The following is a 14,375-nucleotide window of genomic DNA, read 5'->3' as shown; positions in this document are numbered from 1 at the left end:
AGTGCGGTGCACTCAGCCCGATTGAGTGCAGTGTGCACCCACTCGGGACATCTAGCAGGACTATTTCAGGAGGAACAAACATGGCTCGTGCGGTCGGAATCGACCTCGGGACCACCAACTCCGTCGTCGCGGTACTGGAGGGTGGCGATCCCGTTGTCGTCGCGAACTCCGAGGGCTCCCGCACCACGCCGTCCGTCGTCGCGTTCGCGCGTAACGGAGAGGTGCTGGTCGGCCAGCCCGCCAAGAACCAGGCGGTGACCAACGTCGACCGGACCATCCGTTCGGTCAAGCGGCACATGGGCACCGACTGGTCCGTGGAGATCGACGACAAGAAGTACACGGCGCAGGAGATCAGCGCCCGAACGCTGCAGAAGCTGAAGCGCGACGCGGAGAGCTACCTCGGTGAGGACATCACCGACGCCGTCATCACCGTGCCCGCCTACTTCAACGACGCTCAGCGTCAGGCCACCAAGGAGGCCGGGCAGATCGCCGGCATGAACGTGCTGCGGATCGTGAACGAGCCCACTGCGGCAGCGCTGGCCTACGGCCTGGACAAGGGTCAGAGTGAGCAGACCATCCTGGTGTTCGACCTCGGTGGCGGCACGTTCGACGTCTCGCTGCTCGAGATCGGCGAAGGCGTCGTCGAGGTGCGCGCCACCAGTGGCGACAACCACCTGGGCGGCGACGACTGGGACGACCGGATCGTGGAGTGGCTGGTTGACAAGTTCAAGGGCACCTCCGGCATCGACCTGACCAAGGACAAGATGGCGATGCAGCGGCTGCGTGAGGCCGCCGAGAAGGCCAAGATCGAGCTGAGCTCGAGCCAGAGCACCTCGATCAACCTGCCCTACATCACCGTCGACGCGGACAAGAACCCGCTGTTCCTCGACGAACAGCTGACCCGCGCCGAATTCCAGCGCATCACCCAGGATCTGCTCGACCGCACCCGCCAGCCGTTCCAGCAGGTGGTCAAGGACGCCGGTATCTCGGTGTCCGACATCGACCACGTGGTGCTGGTCGGCGGCTCGACCCGCATGCCCGCGGTGTCCGAACTGGTCAAGGAGATGACCGGCGGCAAGGAGCCCAACAAGGGTGTCAACCCCGACGAGGTCGTCGCGGTCGGCGCCGCTCTGCAGGCCGGTGTGCTCAAGGGTGAGGTGAAGGACGTTCTGCTGCTCGACGTCACGCCGCTGTCCCTGGGTATCGAGACCAAGGGTGGCGTGATGACCAAGCTGATCGAGCGCAACACCACCATCCCGACCAAGCGGTCGGAGACCTTCACCACGGCCGACGACAACCAGCCGTCGGTGCAGATCCAGGTCTTCCAGGGTGAGCGCGAAATCGCCGCGCACAACAAGCTGCTCGGCAGCTTCGAGTTGACCGGTATCCCGCCGGCTCCGCGCGGTGTGCCCCAGATCGAGGTCACCTTCGACATCGACGCCAACGGCATCGTGCACGTGACCGCGAAGGACAAGGGCACCGGCAAGGAGAACACGATCCGCATCCAGGAAGGCTCCGGCCTGTCCAAGGACGAGATCGACCGGATGATCAAGGACGCCGAGGCCCACGCCGAGGAGGACCGTAAGCGGCGCGAGGAGGCCGACGTCCGCAACCAGGCGGAGTCGCTGGTCTACCAGACCGAGAAGTTCGTCGCTGAGCAGCGTGGCGCTGAAGGTGGCTCCAAGGTGCCCGAGGACACGCTGACCAAGGTGGACGCGGCGATCGCCGATGCCAAGAAGGCGCTGGAAGGCACCGACATCGGTGAGATCAAGTCCGCCATGGAGAAGCTCGGCGTCGAGTCGCAGGCCCTCGGCCAGGCCATCTACGAGGCCACCCAGGCCGAGCAGGCGACGAGCGGCGGTGCGGACGCGGGTCCGGCGGACGACAACGTCGTGGACGCCGAGGTCGTCGACGATGAATCTGACAAGGAGAACAAGTGACAGGAAACGATCCGCACGAGCCGGTGACCGTCACCGACAAACGGCGCATCGATCCCGTCACCGGTGAAGTGAGAGAAGCAGGTTCAGATCCGGCGCCGGACTCGGCGCCGGACGAGCCCACTGCGACGGCGGCAGGGGAGGAGGCCGACAAGGCCTCCGAACTGCTCGCCGATCTGCAGCGGGTGCAAGCCGATTTCACGAACTACCGCAAGCGGGCGTTGCGCGATCAGCAGGTGGCCGCGGACCGGGCGAAGGCTTCGGTCATCTCGGAGCTGTTGCCGATCCTCGATGACCTCGACCGCGCGCGAAGTCACGGTGACCTGGAGAGCGGTCCGTTCAAGGCGATGGCCGACAAGTTGGTCAACACCCTTGAGGGGCTGGGTCTTTCGGGATTCGGCGACGAGGGCGACGACTTCGACCCCGAACTTCACGAGGCCGTCCAGCACGAGGGTGAGGGCACTCACCCCGTCCTCGGCACCGTGATGCGACGCGGGTACAAGGTGGGCGACCAAGTCGTGCGCCATGCCCTGGTCGGGGTGGTGGACACGGTCCCCGAGGACGCCGGCCACGACGGCGACACCGCCTCGGGAGACGGTGCGCCGGAAGCCGAAGCCGAATGACGAGGAGGTGGCGCGGAATCGCCGAGAGCGGCGAATCCCGCGCCACCTTCGACTCGTCGGCGACGATGGATCCGACGAGATTCGTCGGCAACCAGCAAAATCTAAGTGAGACTGCGATAAACCTACAGAAGCGGAAGGAGGTGACGCGGTATGGCCCAGCGTGAATGGGTCGAGAAGGACTTCTACAAGGAGCTCGGCGTCTCCTCTGACGCCAGCGATCAGGACATCAAGCGGGCGGCCCGAAAGTTGCTCGCGGAGAACCATCCCGACCGCAACCCCGGTAACTCGGCCGCCGAGGAGCGGTACAAGGCCGTCTCCGAGGCCAAGGAGGTGCTCACCGATCCGGCCAAGCGCAAGGAGTACGACGAGACCCGGCGGCTGTTCGCCAACGGCGGGTTCGGCCGCGGCCGGTTCGGCGGCGGTGGGGGCTACGGCGGGTTCGGTGGCGGCGACGGCGTCGAGTTCAACCTGAACGACCTGTTCGACGCGGCCGGCCAGACCGGCGGCGCGAACATCGGCGACCTGTTCGGCGGGCTCTTCGGCCGCGGCGCCCAGCAGCCGCGACCCAGCAGGCCGCGTCGAGGCAACGACCTCGAGACCGAGGCGGAGCTGTCGTTCCTGGAAGCCACCAAGGGTGTGGCGATGCCGTTGCGGCTCACCAGTCCCGCGCCGTGCACGAACTGTCATGGCAGCGGCGCCCGTCCCGGTACGAGTCCGAAAGTCTGCCCCAACTGCAACGGGTCCGGGGTGATCAACCGCAACCAGGGCGCGTTCGGATTCTCCGAGCCGTGCACCGAGTGTCGCGGCAGCGGGTCGATCATCGAGCACCCCTGTCAGGACTGTAAGGGCACCGGCGTGACCACCCGCACCCGCACGATCAACGTGCGGATCCCCCCGGGCGTGGAGGACGGTCAACGGATCCGGTTGGCCGGCCAGGGCGAAGCGGGTCTGCGCGGCGCACCGTCGGGCGACCTGTACGTCACCGTTCACGTCAGGCCCGACAAGGTGTTCGGCCGTGACGGCGACGATCTGACCGTCACCGTACCTGTCAGCTTCCACGAATTGGCGCTTGGCACAACGCTTTCGGTGCCGACACTGGAAGGCAACGTCGGTGTGCGAGTGCCCAAGGGCACCTCGGACGGTCGCATCTTGCGCGTGCGCGGCCGTGGTGTGCCGAAACGCTCTGGTGGACACGGCGATCTGCTGGTGACAGTGAAGGTGGCGGTGCCGCCGAACCTGGAGGGCGAGGCGGCCGAGGCGTTGGAGGCCTATGCGAAGGCGGAGCGGGCCAGCGGCTTCAATCCGCGGGCCGGATGGGCAGGTGCGTAATGGCTGCGAAACGGTCCAATGACGAGGCCCGTACGTTCCTGATCTCCGTCGCCGCCGAGCTGGCAGGCATGCATGCCCAGACGTTGCGCACGTATGACCGGCTCGGGCTGGTGCGTCCGCAACGCACCTCCGGTGGCGGAAGGCGCTACTCGCAGCACGACGTCGAGTTGCTCCGCGAGGTGCAACGGCTGAGCCAGGACGAGGGTGTCAACCTCGCGGGCATCAAGCGCATCATCGAGCTGACCAACCAGGTCGAGGCTCTGCAGGCGCGGGTCCGGGAGCTGACCGAGGAAGTCGAGGCGCTGCGTGGGTCTCCGCGCCGCGACCTCGCCGTGATGCCCAAGAGCACCGCGGTCGTGGTCTGGCAGCCCGGAGCCGGCCGGCGGCGACGCCAGGCGGAGTAGAGCTTCCGTCAACGAATCCTGATCGAGAACCGAGCGGTCTCCGGCTTGCCGGGGGCCGCTTTTCGGTATCCGCCTCTGCGTAACGCGTCCGTCGGGGCCGCCATCGGTTCGATGCCGATCAGGTCATCGTTGGGCGGCGCGAAGAGTTGCGCTGCGGGATAACCGGTTTCGAACGCCACATCGATGCGGCGCCCGCTTCCGGCGAGGGTGAACACCGCCCCTTCGGGCACCTGGTCGAAACCGTCGTCGTAGGCGGTGACCATCAGGGTCTGCGCACCACCCGGCCACGGTTCGTCGGCGCCGGTGGGTATGCCCTTGTCGTCGACCGGCAGATGGCGCATTGCCGGGGTGCTCAGAATCCACTCCTCCCGCGGTACGCCGGGGATCTTCACGTACGGGTGATAGCCGAAGCACAGCGGTACGGACACCGACGAGGTGGGCGTCACCGTGGTCTCGATGGTGAGCGTGCGGTCGTCGAGCGACACGTGCTGGGTGAGCACGTGGGGGAAGGGAAACGCCGCGAGCAGTTGCGGGTCGGCGCCGTAGTCGAGTACGGCGGTCAGGCTGTTGTCGGTGCGGTCGCTGACCTCCCATCCGGGATAGGCGGCGAGCACGCCGTGGATCGGCGCGCCGTGCTCATCGGTCCGGACGCCGCCTGCGCCCGGCGTCAGCGTGACGACGGACCCGTCGACCTCATAGGTGTTGGCGCTCAACCGGTTCGCCCACGGGTACAAGATCGGGATCCCCATCGTCTTGCCGTTGTTCACATAGGCGGTCAGGCCGCGGCGCTGACCGAGGAACTCCTCACCCGACTCGGCCAACGACGTGCCCACCATGCCCGCGGCGGGGACGAACGTCGCGGTCAGGTCCGAGGACGGATCGCTCAGCGTGACGGCATCGAAGTCAACCACAAGACGATCGTCGCATGCTGCGCTTGACCGGTTTGTGAATCTGGCGACGCCAGAAGCGTCGAAACCGTCGTCAAGTGCACAAACCAGACACCCTCTGGTCAGTCGTAGACGATCACCGCGCGGCCGACGAAATCGCCGCGGCCCAGCGCGTCGATGTGGTCGTTGACGTCTTCGAAGCGGACCTGCGTCACGCTGTCCTTGATCTTGCCGGCCTCGGCGAGCGCGACGACCTCGGTGAGGTCGGTGTAGTTGCCCCAGAACGAGCCGAAGAGCGTGTACTCCCTGCCGACGATCGGAAACAGCGGGATGTCGACGCGGTTGCCCACCAGGCCGACCGATGCGACCGCGCCCTCGGTGGCCAACAGCGCGAAGGCCAACCGGATGCTGTCCTCGGCGCCGACACACTCGATGACCGCGTCGAACTCGCGCCTGCCGGTGGCCTGCTCGAGCGCGTCACGCACCTGGTCGTCGGTCTTACCCCTGGTGTTGATCGTATGGTCGGCACCGTTTTCGGTTGCCAGCGCCAGCTTTTCGTCGCTGCGGGCCAAGGCGACCACCGTGGCACCCGCACCGAGCAGCTTGGCGTACTGGACGGCGTAGGCGCCGAGGCCGCCGACACCCATCACCGCCAGCGTCGTTCCCGGACCGAGCACGCCCGCCGCGCGCAGCTTCTTCAGGCCGCGGTACGGGGTCAGACCCGCATCGGTCAGCGGCGCCAGCGAGACCGGCGACAGTTCGGCTCCGACGGGTATCACCTGTTGGTACGCCACCGGGACGTATTCGGCGTACCCGCCGTGCGGACCGAAGCCGACCCAGTGGCCCTGGTTGCAGATCTGTTCGTTACCGCGGTGGCACTGGCGGCATGACCCGTCACCGAGGGGGCCGAAGACCACCGCGCGAGTTCCCTCCGACAGGCCCGCGGAGGCAGGCACGTCGGCACCGATCCGGTCGACGGTGCCCGCGACCTCGTGGCCGGGCGTCACCGGAAGCGGCATCGGCAGGCTGAAGTAGCCGTCGATGAGCTGAAAGTCGGTGCGGCACATGCCTGCCCCGCCGACCTTGATCAACACCTGGTTCGGCTCGATGTCGGGTATGGGGATCTCCTCGAGCCGCAGTGGCTGCTTGTACCCGTGCATGCGTGCGGCTCGCATCGTCGCCATCTGAGCTCCCGACCGTTGATCTTGATCGGAGTGTACGGCTACGGCGCCCGCCGCGCGACGTTTCAGGAGGCCAGGGGATCGTGCTGAATCCGTTCGGCGGGTGCTCCTTTGGCGATCAAGGCGGCCTTGGTGGCCGTCACCATGGCCGGGCTGCCGCAGATCAGGATCTGCCGGTCGCCCCAGTTGCCGTAACGGGTGATCACGTCGGCCAGCATGCCGGTCTGTCGCACGTGCAGGCCGCGGGGCGGTTGCACATCGGGATAGTCCGCGGCCCACGGCGGGTCGGTGTTGAACTCCGAGACGGGCGTGACCGAGAGCCACGGGTTCTGTGAGGCGATCTCCCACAGCGTGCGCAGGTCGTAGAGGTCGCAGGGATACCGTCCGCCGAAGAACAGGTGCACCCGCGGATTGACGCCGTAGCGGGTGAGATCCATGATCAGCGCGCGCAGCGGAGCCAGACCCGTGCTGCCTGCCACCATCAACACGTCGCCGCCGTCGCGGTCCACGTGCAGCCCGCCGTGGGGATTGGACAGCCGCCACCGGTCGCCGGGTGTCGTCTCGGCGACGATCGCGGTGCTCACCATCCCTCCGGGCACCGAGCGGATGTGGAACTCGATGCCGCCGCTGGGTTCGGTCGGGATCGACGGGCTCAAGTACCGCCACCGGCGCGGCCACTGCGGAACCTGAACCGTCACGTATTGGCCAGCGTGGTAGAACAGCGGCTGGTCCAGTTGCAGCCGCACGACGGAGACGTCGCGGGTGACGCGTATGTGCTCGATGACGGTACCGTCGCAGTACGGCGGGCCCTGCTCGGCGTCGGCGGCGCCGCGCATCACCCCGATCATCAATGCGACCGCGTCGTGCGTGGCCTCGGCCAGCTGGTCGTCCCAGCTGGCCGCGAGGTGATTGCGGAAGCTGGCATACAGCGCGGTCTGCATGCTGTCGTAATGTCGTTGTGTGACACCGTATTTGCGGTGATCGCGGCCCAGCTGGGCGAGGAATGCCACCGGCTCCTGTGCTCGTTGGGCGACGAGCTCGCCGAGAACCCACGTCACCGCGTGCCCGAACCGCCGCCGTTGTTCGTCCATGTCCGGCGGAAACAGGTCGCGCACCGAGATGTCGATCGCGAACCAGTGGGTGTAGAAACTGCGGATCAGGTCGGAGCCGAGCGCGGGATCGACCGCGTCGCGCAGCAGGCGCAGCGCGTCACGGTCGTCGAGTCCCACGCGGCCCGAGTGTATGTCAGGTTCGCGACGCCTTTCGCTGGCGAAGCGCCGCCAGCACGATCAACGCGACCCCGAAGGCGGTCCAGCAGGCCAGCACGATGACCGGCACCGTGGCGCCCGCGCCGTCGAAGAACGCCGCCGACCGCAGCAGGGTGGCGTTGGCACCCTGCGGCAGGAACTGCCCGAACTGCCCCCATCCGCTCGGCAGCAGTTCCGGGGCGCTGTTCAGGCCGGACAGCGGATTGCCCACGAGAAGCGCCAACACCGCGCCGAGCGCCAGGCCGATGCGGCCGAACAGCGAGCCCAGCCCCAGCAGCGTCAACCCCATGGCGAGGATGCCCAGCGTCAGCGCACCGGTGACTCCCCAGAAGTTTGTGTCGATCGCCCCCAGGACCCAGCGCAACAGCGAGGCGATGGTCAGGCCAGCGACTCCGGCGAATACCACGGCGGCGGTGAACCGGGTCCACACCTCACGCTTGAGCGCGAAAATCAGCGCGATCGCGGGTAGCAATCCGGCGAGGGTGATGGGCAGCGCCGATGCGGCCAGCCCGACGCCGCGTGGGTCGTCGGTAGTCGGCGGCGCCAGATCCTCGACGCGCAGCTGCGCGCCGGTCTTCTGCGCGATGCCGTTGCCGATCTGGGTCAGCATCTGGGCGATCATCGGACTGCCGCCGGTCGCGATCATCAGCGTGGGCCCGTCGGGCCCGAGTGCGATGCCGCCGTAGACGTCGCGGGCGCGGATCGCTTCGCGCAGCGCACCCGCGCTCGGGTAATAGGTGAACGAGAACGCGCCAGGCGCCTGCTGTTCCATCGTGGCGGCGACTTGTCCGCTCGCCGCCTGCGGGCCCGCCGCGCCGATCGGCACCTGGTGGGGAGCGGTGTGGGCTGCGGGCAGCGCGAACGCCAACGCGACGATCGCGATGACGACGGTGAGCACCACGACCACGCCGGTGGCGCGTATTGCGGCAGGCGGTTCGTGGCCCGGCGATGCGTGGTGGCTGGACCGCGCGGGGGTTTCGGTAGTCATCGCGCTTTCGGTAGTCATGGCCCTGCCTTTTCATTCATCGTTGAATTAATATGCATCGGCAGCGTAACTCCGCGGTCGGCAGATTTCAACAGGCATTGAAATGCTAACCTCTGGCCATGGCGTCACCAGCGAAAACGACACGCCGCGGTCGCCGCCAGGGCGAACCGGTTTCGCGCGACGCGGTGCTCGCCGCAGCGCGCAAGCGGTTCGGCGCGCAGGGATACGAGAAGACGACGCTGCGCGCCATCGCCCGCGACGCCCATGTCGACCCGTCGATGGTGCTCTATCTGTTCGGGTCCAAGGCCGAGCTGTTCCGGGCGTCGCTCAACGTGATCGTCGACCCCGGGACCTTGGTCTCCGCGCTCGCAGGTGGCCCCGACGACGATCCCGACATCGGCACCAGAATGGTGCGGACGTACCTGCGGATCTGGCAGTCACCCGAATCGGGGCCGACGATGGTCGCGATGTTGCAGTCGGCGACCTCGAACTCTGACGCTCACGAGGCGTTCCGCGGGTTCATGCGGGACTACGTGCTGAGTGCGGTGTCCGACGAGCTCGGGGGAGGAGAGCAGGCCCGGCTGCGCGCGCTGCTGGCCGCGAGCCAACTCGTGGGGATGGCGATACTGCGCTTCGTCATGAAGATCCCACCGATGGCCACGTTGCCCGACGACGACTTGGTACGGCTTCTGGCGCCGACGGTCACGCGGTACCTGACCGCCGACGCCGCCGAGCTCGGTCTGCCGGCGTTCGGCGAGTCATAGCCCGTGAATGCCCTTGTACAGCACCATGAGGCCGATCACGACGAGAATGCCCGCCATCAGGACGGCGTGCTGGTTGTCCATCCAATCCTTGAGCCGGGTCAGCGGCCGGTCGAGGCGGTCACCGGAGACCGCGTAGGCCAGGATCGGCAGCGCCACCGTCGATCCGGCCGCGATCACGTACCAGGCGACGGCCAGCCAGTCGTCGCGTGCACCGCCGCCGGCGGTGCCGATCGCCAAACCCGCTGCGGCGCAGATGAACAAGACCTTCGGGTTGACGACGGTCAAGGCCATCGCCGCACCGCCCGCCCGCAGTGGGGTCAGGGTGCTCAGGCTCTGCATCCATTTGGGTTTGTGGGCTGACTTCTTCCGGTTCAGCCATCGCTGGATGCCGAACACGATGAGTGCCGCACCGACCACGATCCGCAGATACGACGCCCATCCCGGCGGTTGGCCCTCGCGCCCACCCATCAAGCTGGACACCTGGAGGAAGACGCTCGTCAGCGTCGCCAACCCGATGATCCAGCCGGCCAAAAAGGCCAGCCCGGTCGGGCGTGGCTGCGGGGTGTGCAGCACGAGCACCGCGGGAATGATCGACAGCGGCGAGAGTGCCACCACCAACGCCAAGGGAATCAGTTCGGTCAGCAACGATCCCTTGTCCACGAGGCCGAACATATCGGAATGCCCGCTGCCGGTGCGGTTCTACGGCGACATGCGCGCGTCGCGGCGCCCGGATCGGTGTCAGTGCAGCCGGTAGAAGACCACCGTCAGGAAGTGGAACGTCAGCGCCCAGAACAACATGACGATCGCCACTGTCGCGAGGCCGCGCACGTTGGTCCGTGCCAGGGATGCCTCCGGCGGCGGACGCAGCCAGTGCTTCAGTAGCGGGTTCACGTAGTACGGCATGACCACGAAGCTGATGATCAAGCTGGACAAAAGGTTTCCGATGAGCAGGTTCAACCACAACGGCAGGTGCAGCGGGGACAGGGCGATGGTGAGCAACATGACCGTCGGATACAGCCCGACCCACACCGCGATCGACGTCTTGAGATCCGAGGGTGGTGGGGCCGGTCTGCCGTGCTCGTCGAAGGCGAACCAACTGCCGAACGAATTGTCGACGGTTCGCAGTTCGAAGTCCGAGAACCTCTCGCCCTCGGCAAGGAGGTCGCGCCGCTGTTTCGAGGCCAGCCAGCGGTCGAGGTCCGCTGCGGTGTCGTAGCGGTAGATCGCGGTCCACTCGTCCTGCACCCCCGGAACGGGGCGGAACAGCTCGCTACCGCGAAAGCCGGGAAACGTGTTCTCGGCCAGGCGAAGTCGCTCCTGCCATGCGAGGAAATCGTCGACATCGTCGGCGCTGACCCGATGGCTGACGACCGCGGTCACCAGCGCATCGTCCGCCTTGGCGCGACCGCCGACGACCTGCTGGGTGGCCGGACCGTCGAAGTACTGCCGGCCTGCGCTCAGGCCGTCCTGTCGGGTGGCGCTGTTGAGCCACGCCTGCAGGTGGGCGACCGAATCGAACCGGTAGATCACCACCCATTCGGGTTGAACGGCGGTGGGTGGGTTGACCTCGGCGCCGAGGAAGCCGGGGTACCGGGAGGCCTCGCGGTTGAGGTCGCGCTGCCACTTCTCGAACTCTCGCTCCATGCCGGTGCGGACCCGCTGGCCGATGATGACCGTGGCGGCGGTGTCGTCTGTCACGGTCAGATCGATCGCGCCGGGTGGTACCGGCAGGCCTTCCACTCGCCGCCCTCGCGCCGGAAGTCGATGTCGAAGGTCTTGGCGCTGGGCTGGTTCGCGGCGGCGAACCGCACCGTGGCGACGGCCGACGCCGCGGGTTCGCCCGCGACGGTCACCGAGCTGACCGAGATCCGGGTCGGACCGTCGGCCTTGCGGCTGGCGTACCACCCGTCCTCGAACCCCGCGGCCCCGCGCATCGGTGCGCAGACGTGGGCGGCGAACGATTCGAAATCCGCGCGGTTGTACGAGCCGTTCATTCCGGCCAGGACCGCGCGGACCTGATCTTCGTCGCCGGCCGCGGACGCGGGGGCGGCCAGCGCTGATGAGACGACCGCGGTCAGCGCGAAGCCCGCGAACACGGCGGTGAGTCGACGCATGGGACAAGCCTCGCTGATACAGCTGTGAAAACTGTGACAGTTGTGCGGCGTGTTGTTGCTGAACCTGCCCATGTCGGCGTCGGGGCCCGGAAAATTAACTAGACTTGAGCGGAACAGACTCAACCTTGACGGCGTTGAACTATCCGACAAGCATTTTCGCCAAGCTCACGTACCCACAGAAAGGGAGGTGTCGTGGACTCGTTCAACCCGACGACCAAGACTCAGGCGGCACTGACCGCGGCGTTGCAGGCGGCCACGTCCGCAGGCAACCCGCAGATCACGCCCGCCCACTTATTGATGGCTCTGCTGACCCAGAATGACGGCATTGCCGCACCCCTTCTCGAGGCCGTCGGCGTCGAACCCGCGACGATCCGCGCGGAAGCGCAGCGACTTCTCGACCGGCTACCCAGCGCCAGCGGCGCGGCCTCGCAGCCGCAGCTCGCTCCGCAGGCGCTGGCCGCCATCACCGCCGCCCAGAACCTGGCGACCGAGATGGACGACGAGTACGTCTCGACCGAACACCTGGTGGTCGGGCTGGCCACCGGTGACTCGGATACCGCCAAGCTGCTCAGCGGCCACGGCGCCTCCCCGCAGGCGCTACGCGAGGCGTTCGTCAAGGTGCGCGGCAGCGCCCGGGTCACCAGCCCGGACCCCGAGGGCAGCTATCAGGCGTTGGAGAAGTACTCCACCGACCTGACCGCAAGGGCCCGCGAGGGCAAGTTGGACCCGGTCATCGGGCGCGACACCGAGATTCGTCGCGTCGTGCAGGTGCTGAGCCGTCGCACCAAGAACAACCCGGTGCTGATCGGCGAGCCCGGCGTCGGCAAGACCGCGATCGTCGAGGGCCTGGCCCAGCGCATCGTGGCGGGCGACGTGCCGGAAAGCCTGCGCGACAAGACCGTCGTCAGCCTGGACCTGGGCTCGATGGTCGCCGGCTCGAAGTACCGCGGTGAGTTCGAGGAGCGGCTGAAGGCCGTGCTCGACGAGATCAAGAACTCGGCGGGTCAGATCATCACGTTCATCGACGAGCTGCACACGATCGTCGGCGCCGGTGCCACCGGCGAGGGTTCGATGGACGCAGGCAACATGATCAAGCCGATGCTGGCCCGCGGTGAGCTGCGCCTGGTCGGCGCGACCACGCTCGACGAGTACCGCAAGTACATCGAGAAGGACGCCGCGCTCGAGCGCCGCTTCCAGCAGGTCTATGTCGGTGAGCCGTCGGTCGAGGACACCGTCGGCATCCTGCGCGGGCTCAAGGACCGCTACGAGGTGCACCACGGTGTGCGCATCACCGACTCCGCGTTGGTGTCGGCGGCGACGCTGTCCGACCGCTACATCACGTCGCGGTTCCTGCCGGACAAGGCGATCGACCTGGTCGACGAGGCCGCGTCCCGGCTGCGCATGGAGATCGACTCGCGGCCCGTCGAGGTCGACGAGGTCGAGCGGCTGGTGCGCCGCCTCGAGATCGAGGAGATGGCGCTGTCCAAGGAAGAGGACGCCGCCTCCAAGGAGCGGTTGGAGAAGCTGCGGAGCGAACTGGCCGACAAAAAAGAGGAGCTGGCCCAACTGACCAGCCGTTGGCAGAACGAGAAGAACGCCATCGACGTCGTCCGCGAGCTCAAGGAACAGCTCGAGTCGCTGCGAGGCGAGGCCGACCGCGCCGAACGCGACGGCAACCTGGAGCGGGCCGCCGAACTGCGGTACGGGCGTATCCCCGAGGTGGAGAAGAAGCTCGACGCGGCGCTCCCGCACGCCGAGGCGCGTGAGGACGTCATGCTCAAGGAGGAGGTCGGACCCGACGATATCGCCGAGGTGGTGTCGGCCTGGACCGGTATCCCCGCGGGCCGCATGCTCGAAGGCGAGACGGCCAAACTGCTGCGCATGGAGGACGAGCTCGGCAAGCGGGTCGTCGGGCAGAAGAAGGCGGTGCAGGCGGTTTCTGATGCCGTACGGCGCAGCCGCGCCGGTGTCGCCGACCCGAACCGGCCGACGGGTTCGTTCATGTTCCTGGGCCCGACCGGTGTCGGTAAGACCGAGCTGGCCAAGGCGCTGGCGGAGTTCCTGTTCGACGACGAGCGGGCGATGGTCCGCATCGACATGAGCGAGTACGCCGAGAAGCACTCGGTGGCCCGCCTGGTCGGCGCGCCTCCCGGCTACGTCGGCTACGACCAGGGCGGTCAGCTGACCGAGGCGGTGCGCAGGCGCCCGTACACGGTGATCTTGTTCGACGAGATCGAGAAGGCCCACCCGGACGTGTTCGACGTGCTGCTGCAGGTGCTCGACGAGGGCAGGCTGACCGACGGCCAGGGCCGCACGGTCGATTTCCGCAACACGATCCTGATCCTGACGTCAAACCTGGGCGCAGGCGGTACCGAGGAGCAGGTGATGGCCGCGGTGCGCGGGGCGTTCAAGCCGGAGTTCATCAACCGGCTCGACGACGTGATCGTGTTCGACGGGCTGAACCCCGAGGAGCTCGTGCACATCGTCGACATCCAGCTCGAGCAGCTGGCCAAGCGGTTGGAGCAGCGCAGGCTCACCCTCGAGGTGTCCCTACCCGCCAAGAAGTGGTTGGCCCAGAGGGGCTTCGACCCGCTCTACGGCGCCCGTCCGCTGCGCAGGCTGATCCAGCAGGCCATCGGCGACCAGCTGGCCAAGCTGCTGCTGGCAGGCGACGTGCACGACGGCGACATCGTGCCGGTCAACCTGAGCGCCGACGGTGACTCACTGGTGCTGGGCTGAGCCCTTAGTTCCGCCGCGAAATTGCATAAAGCGCCCGAAATAGGGGTAAAGCCCCGCGGCGGTGGAATTTAGGGGGGCCCGGATTTACCCGAGGGCCGGGGTGTGACCAGGATGAGTTCGGGATTCGGCGCTACAGCCGAGGCG

13 protein-coding genes are annotated in these 14,375 nt (G+C 67.3%); 6 read left to right on the top strand and 7 right to left on the bottom strand.

Annotated features, from left to right (window positions below):
• Positions 1-80: 80 nt before the first annotated feature.
• The 4 genes from dnaK to A5790_RS05825 all read left to right on the top strand — a co-directional run bounded on the left by dnaK (position 81) and on the right by A5790_RS05825 (position 4,293).
• The gene (gene dnaK, locus A5790_RS05840; protein WP_066841839.1) at positions 81-1,940 is read left to right on the top strand and encodes a molecular chaperone DnaK; all 1,860 of its coding nucleotides are present in this window, start codon (positions 81-83) and stop codon (positions 1,938-1,940) included.
• Positions 1,937-2,560, top strand: a complete 624-nt coding sequence (gene grpE / locus A5790_RS05835) for a nucleotide exchange factor GrpE (protein ID WP_066841838.1) — start codon at positions 1,937-1,939, stop codon at positions 2,558-2,560. Before dnaK ends, grpE begins: the two co-directional genes overlap by 4 nt.
• A gap of 150 nt (positions 2,561-2,710) precedes the next feature.
• The gene (dnaJ, locus tag A5790_RS05830; RefSeq protein WP_066841837.1) at positions 2,711-3,889 is read left to right on the top strand and encodes a molecular chaperone DnaJ; all 1,179 of its coding nucleotides are present in this window, start codon (positions 2,711-2,713) and stop codon (positions 3,887-3,889) included.
• Entirely contained in the window at positions 3,889-4,293 is a 405-nt protein-coding gene (locus A5790_RS05825; RefSeq protein ID WP_064415131.1) for a heat shock protein transcriptional repressor HspR, read from the top strand. Before dnaJ ends, A5790_RS05825 begins: the two co-directional genes overlap by 1 nt.
• An 8-nt stretch (positions 4,294-4,301) precedes the next feature.
• Here A5790_RS05825 and A5790_RS05820 read toward each other — a convergent pair whose 3' ends face one another.
• The 4 genes from A5790_RS05820 to A5790_RS05805 all read right to left on the bottom strand — a co-directional run bounded on the left by A5790_RS05820 (position 4,302) and on the right by A5790_RS05805 (position 8,617).
• Positions 4,302-5,204 carry an aldose 1-epimerase gene (locus A5790_RS05820; protein WP_066841836.1) on the bottom strand — a complete coding sequence of 301 codons (903 nt, stop codon included), beginning with the start codon at positions 5,202-5,204 and terminating at the stop codon, positions 4,302-4,304.
• Between the two features lie 98 nt (positions 5,205-5,302).
• Positions 5,303-6,364, bottom strand: coding sequence for an NAD(P)-dependent alcohol dehydrogenase (locus A5790_RS05815; RefSeq protein ID WP_231987613.1), 1,062 nt, complete (start codon positions 6,362-6,364; stop codon positions 5,303-5,305).
• A 62-nt stretch (positions 6,365-6,426) separates the two neighbouring features.
• Entirely contained in the window at positions 6,427-7,590 is a 1,164-nt protein-coding gene (locus tag A5790_RS05810; RefSeq protein ID WP_066841835.1) for an FAD-binding oxidoreductase, read from the bottom strand.
• A gap of 16 nt (positions 7,591-7,606) precedes the next feature.
• On the bottom strand, positions 7,607-8,617 hold the full coding sequence (locus A5790_RS05805; RefSeq protein WP_066841854.1) for a hypothetical protein: 1,011 nt from the start codon (positions 8,615-8,617) through the stop codon (positions 7,607-7,609).
• A gap of 116 nt (positions 8,618-8,733) precedes the next feature.
• On the opposite strand from A5790_RS05805, the gene A5790_RS05800 reads away from it, so the two are divergent.
• Complete coding sequence (locus tag A5790_RS05800; protein WP_066841834.1) at positions 8,734-9,378, top strand: TetR family transcriptional regulator; 645 nt, start codon at positions 8,734-8,736, stop codon at positions 9,376-9,378.
• Here the strand turns inward: A5790_RS05800 and A5790_RS05795 are convergent.
• From A5790_RS05795 to A5790_RS05785, 3 genes are all read right to left on the bottom strand, one after another.
• Positions 9,373-10,023, bottom strand: coding sequence for a GAP family protein (locus A5790_RS05795; protein WP_231987615.1), 651 nt, complete (start codon positions 10,021-10,023; stop codon positions 9,373-9,375). The two genes, A5790_RS05800 and A5790_RS05795, sit on opposite strands and share 6 nt — an antisense overlap.
• Before the next feature lie 93 nt (positions 10,024-10,116).
• Positions 10,117-11,082, bottom strand: a complete 966-nt coding sequence (locus A5790_RS05790; protein WP_066841853.1) for an antibiotic biosynthesis monooxygenase — start codon at positions 11,080-11,082, stop codon at positions 10,117-10,119.
• Positions 11,079-11,492, bottom strand: coding sequence for a hypothetical protein (locus A5790_RS05785; protein ID WP_066841832.1), 414 nt, complete (start codon positions 11,490-11,492; stop codon positions 11,079-11,081). Before A5790_RS05785 ends, A5790_RS05790 begins: the two co-directional genes overlap by 4 nt.
• Before the next feature lie 192 nt (positions 11,493-11,684).
• On the opposite strand from A5790_RS05785, the gene clpB reads away from it, so the two are divergent.
• A complete protein-coding gene (clpB, locus tag A5790_RS05780; RefSeq protein WP_066841831.1) occupies positions 11,685-14,231 on the top strand; it encodes an ATP-dependent chaperone ClpB in 2,547 nt (848 codons plus the stop codon).
• The last annotated feature ends 144 nt before the right edge of the window (positions 14,232-14,375 follow it).

The sequence above is a fragment of the Mycobacterium sp. 852002-51152_SCH6134967 genome (assembly GCF_001667105.1).
Taxonomy (GTDB): domain Bacteria; phylum Actinomycetota; class Actinomycetes; order Mycobacteriales; family Mycobacteriaceae; genus Mycobacterium; species Mycobacterium neumannii_A.
This window is presented reverse-complemented; position numbering and strand designations above follow the sequence as displayed.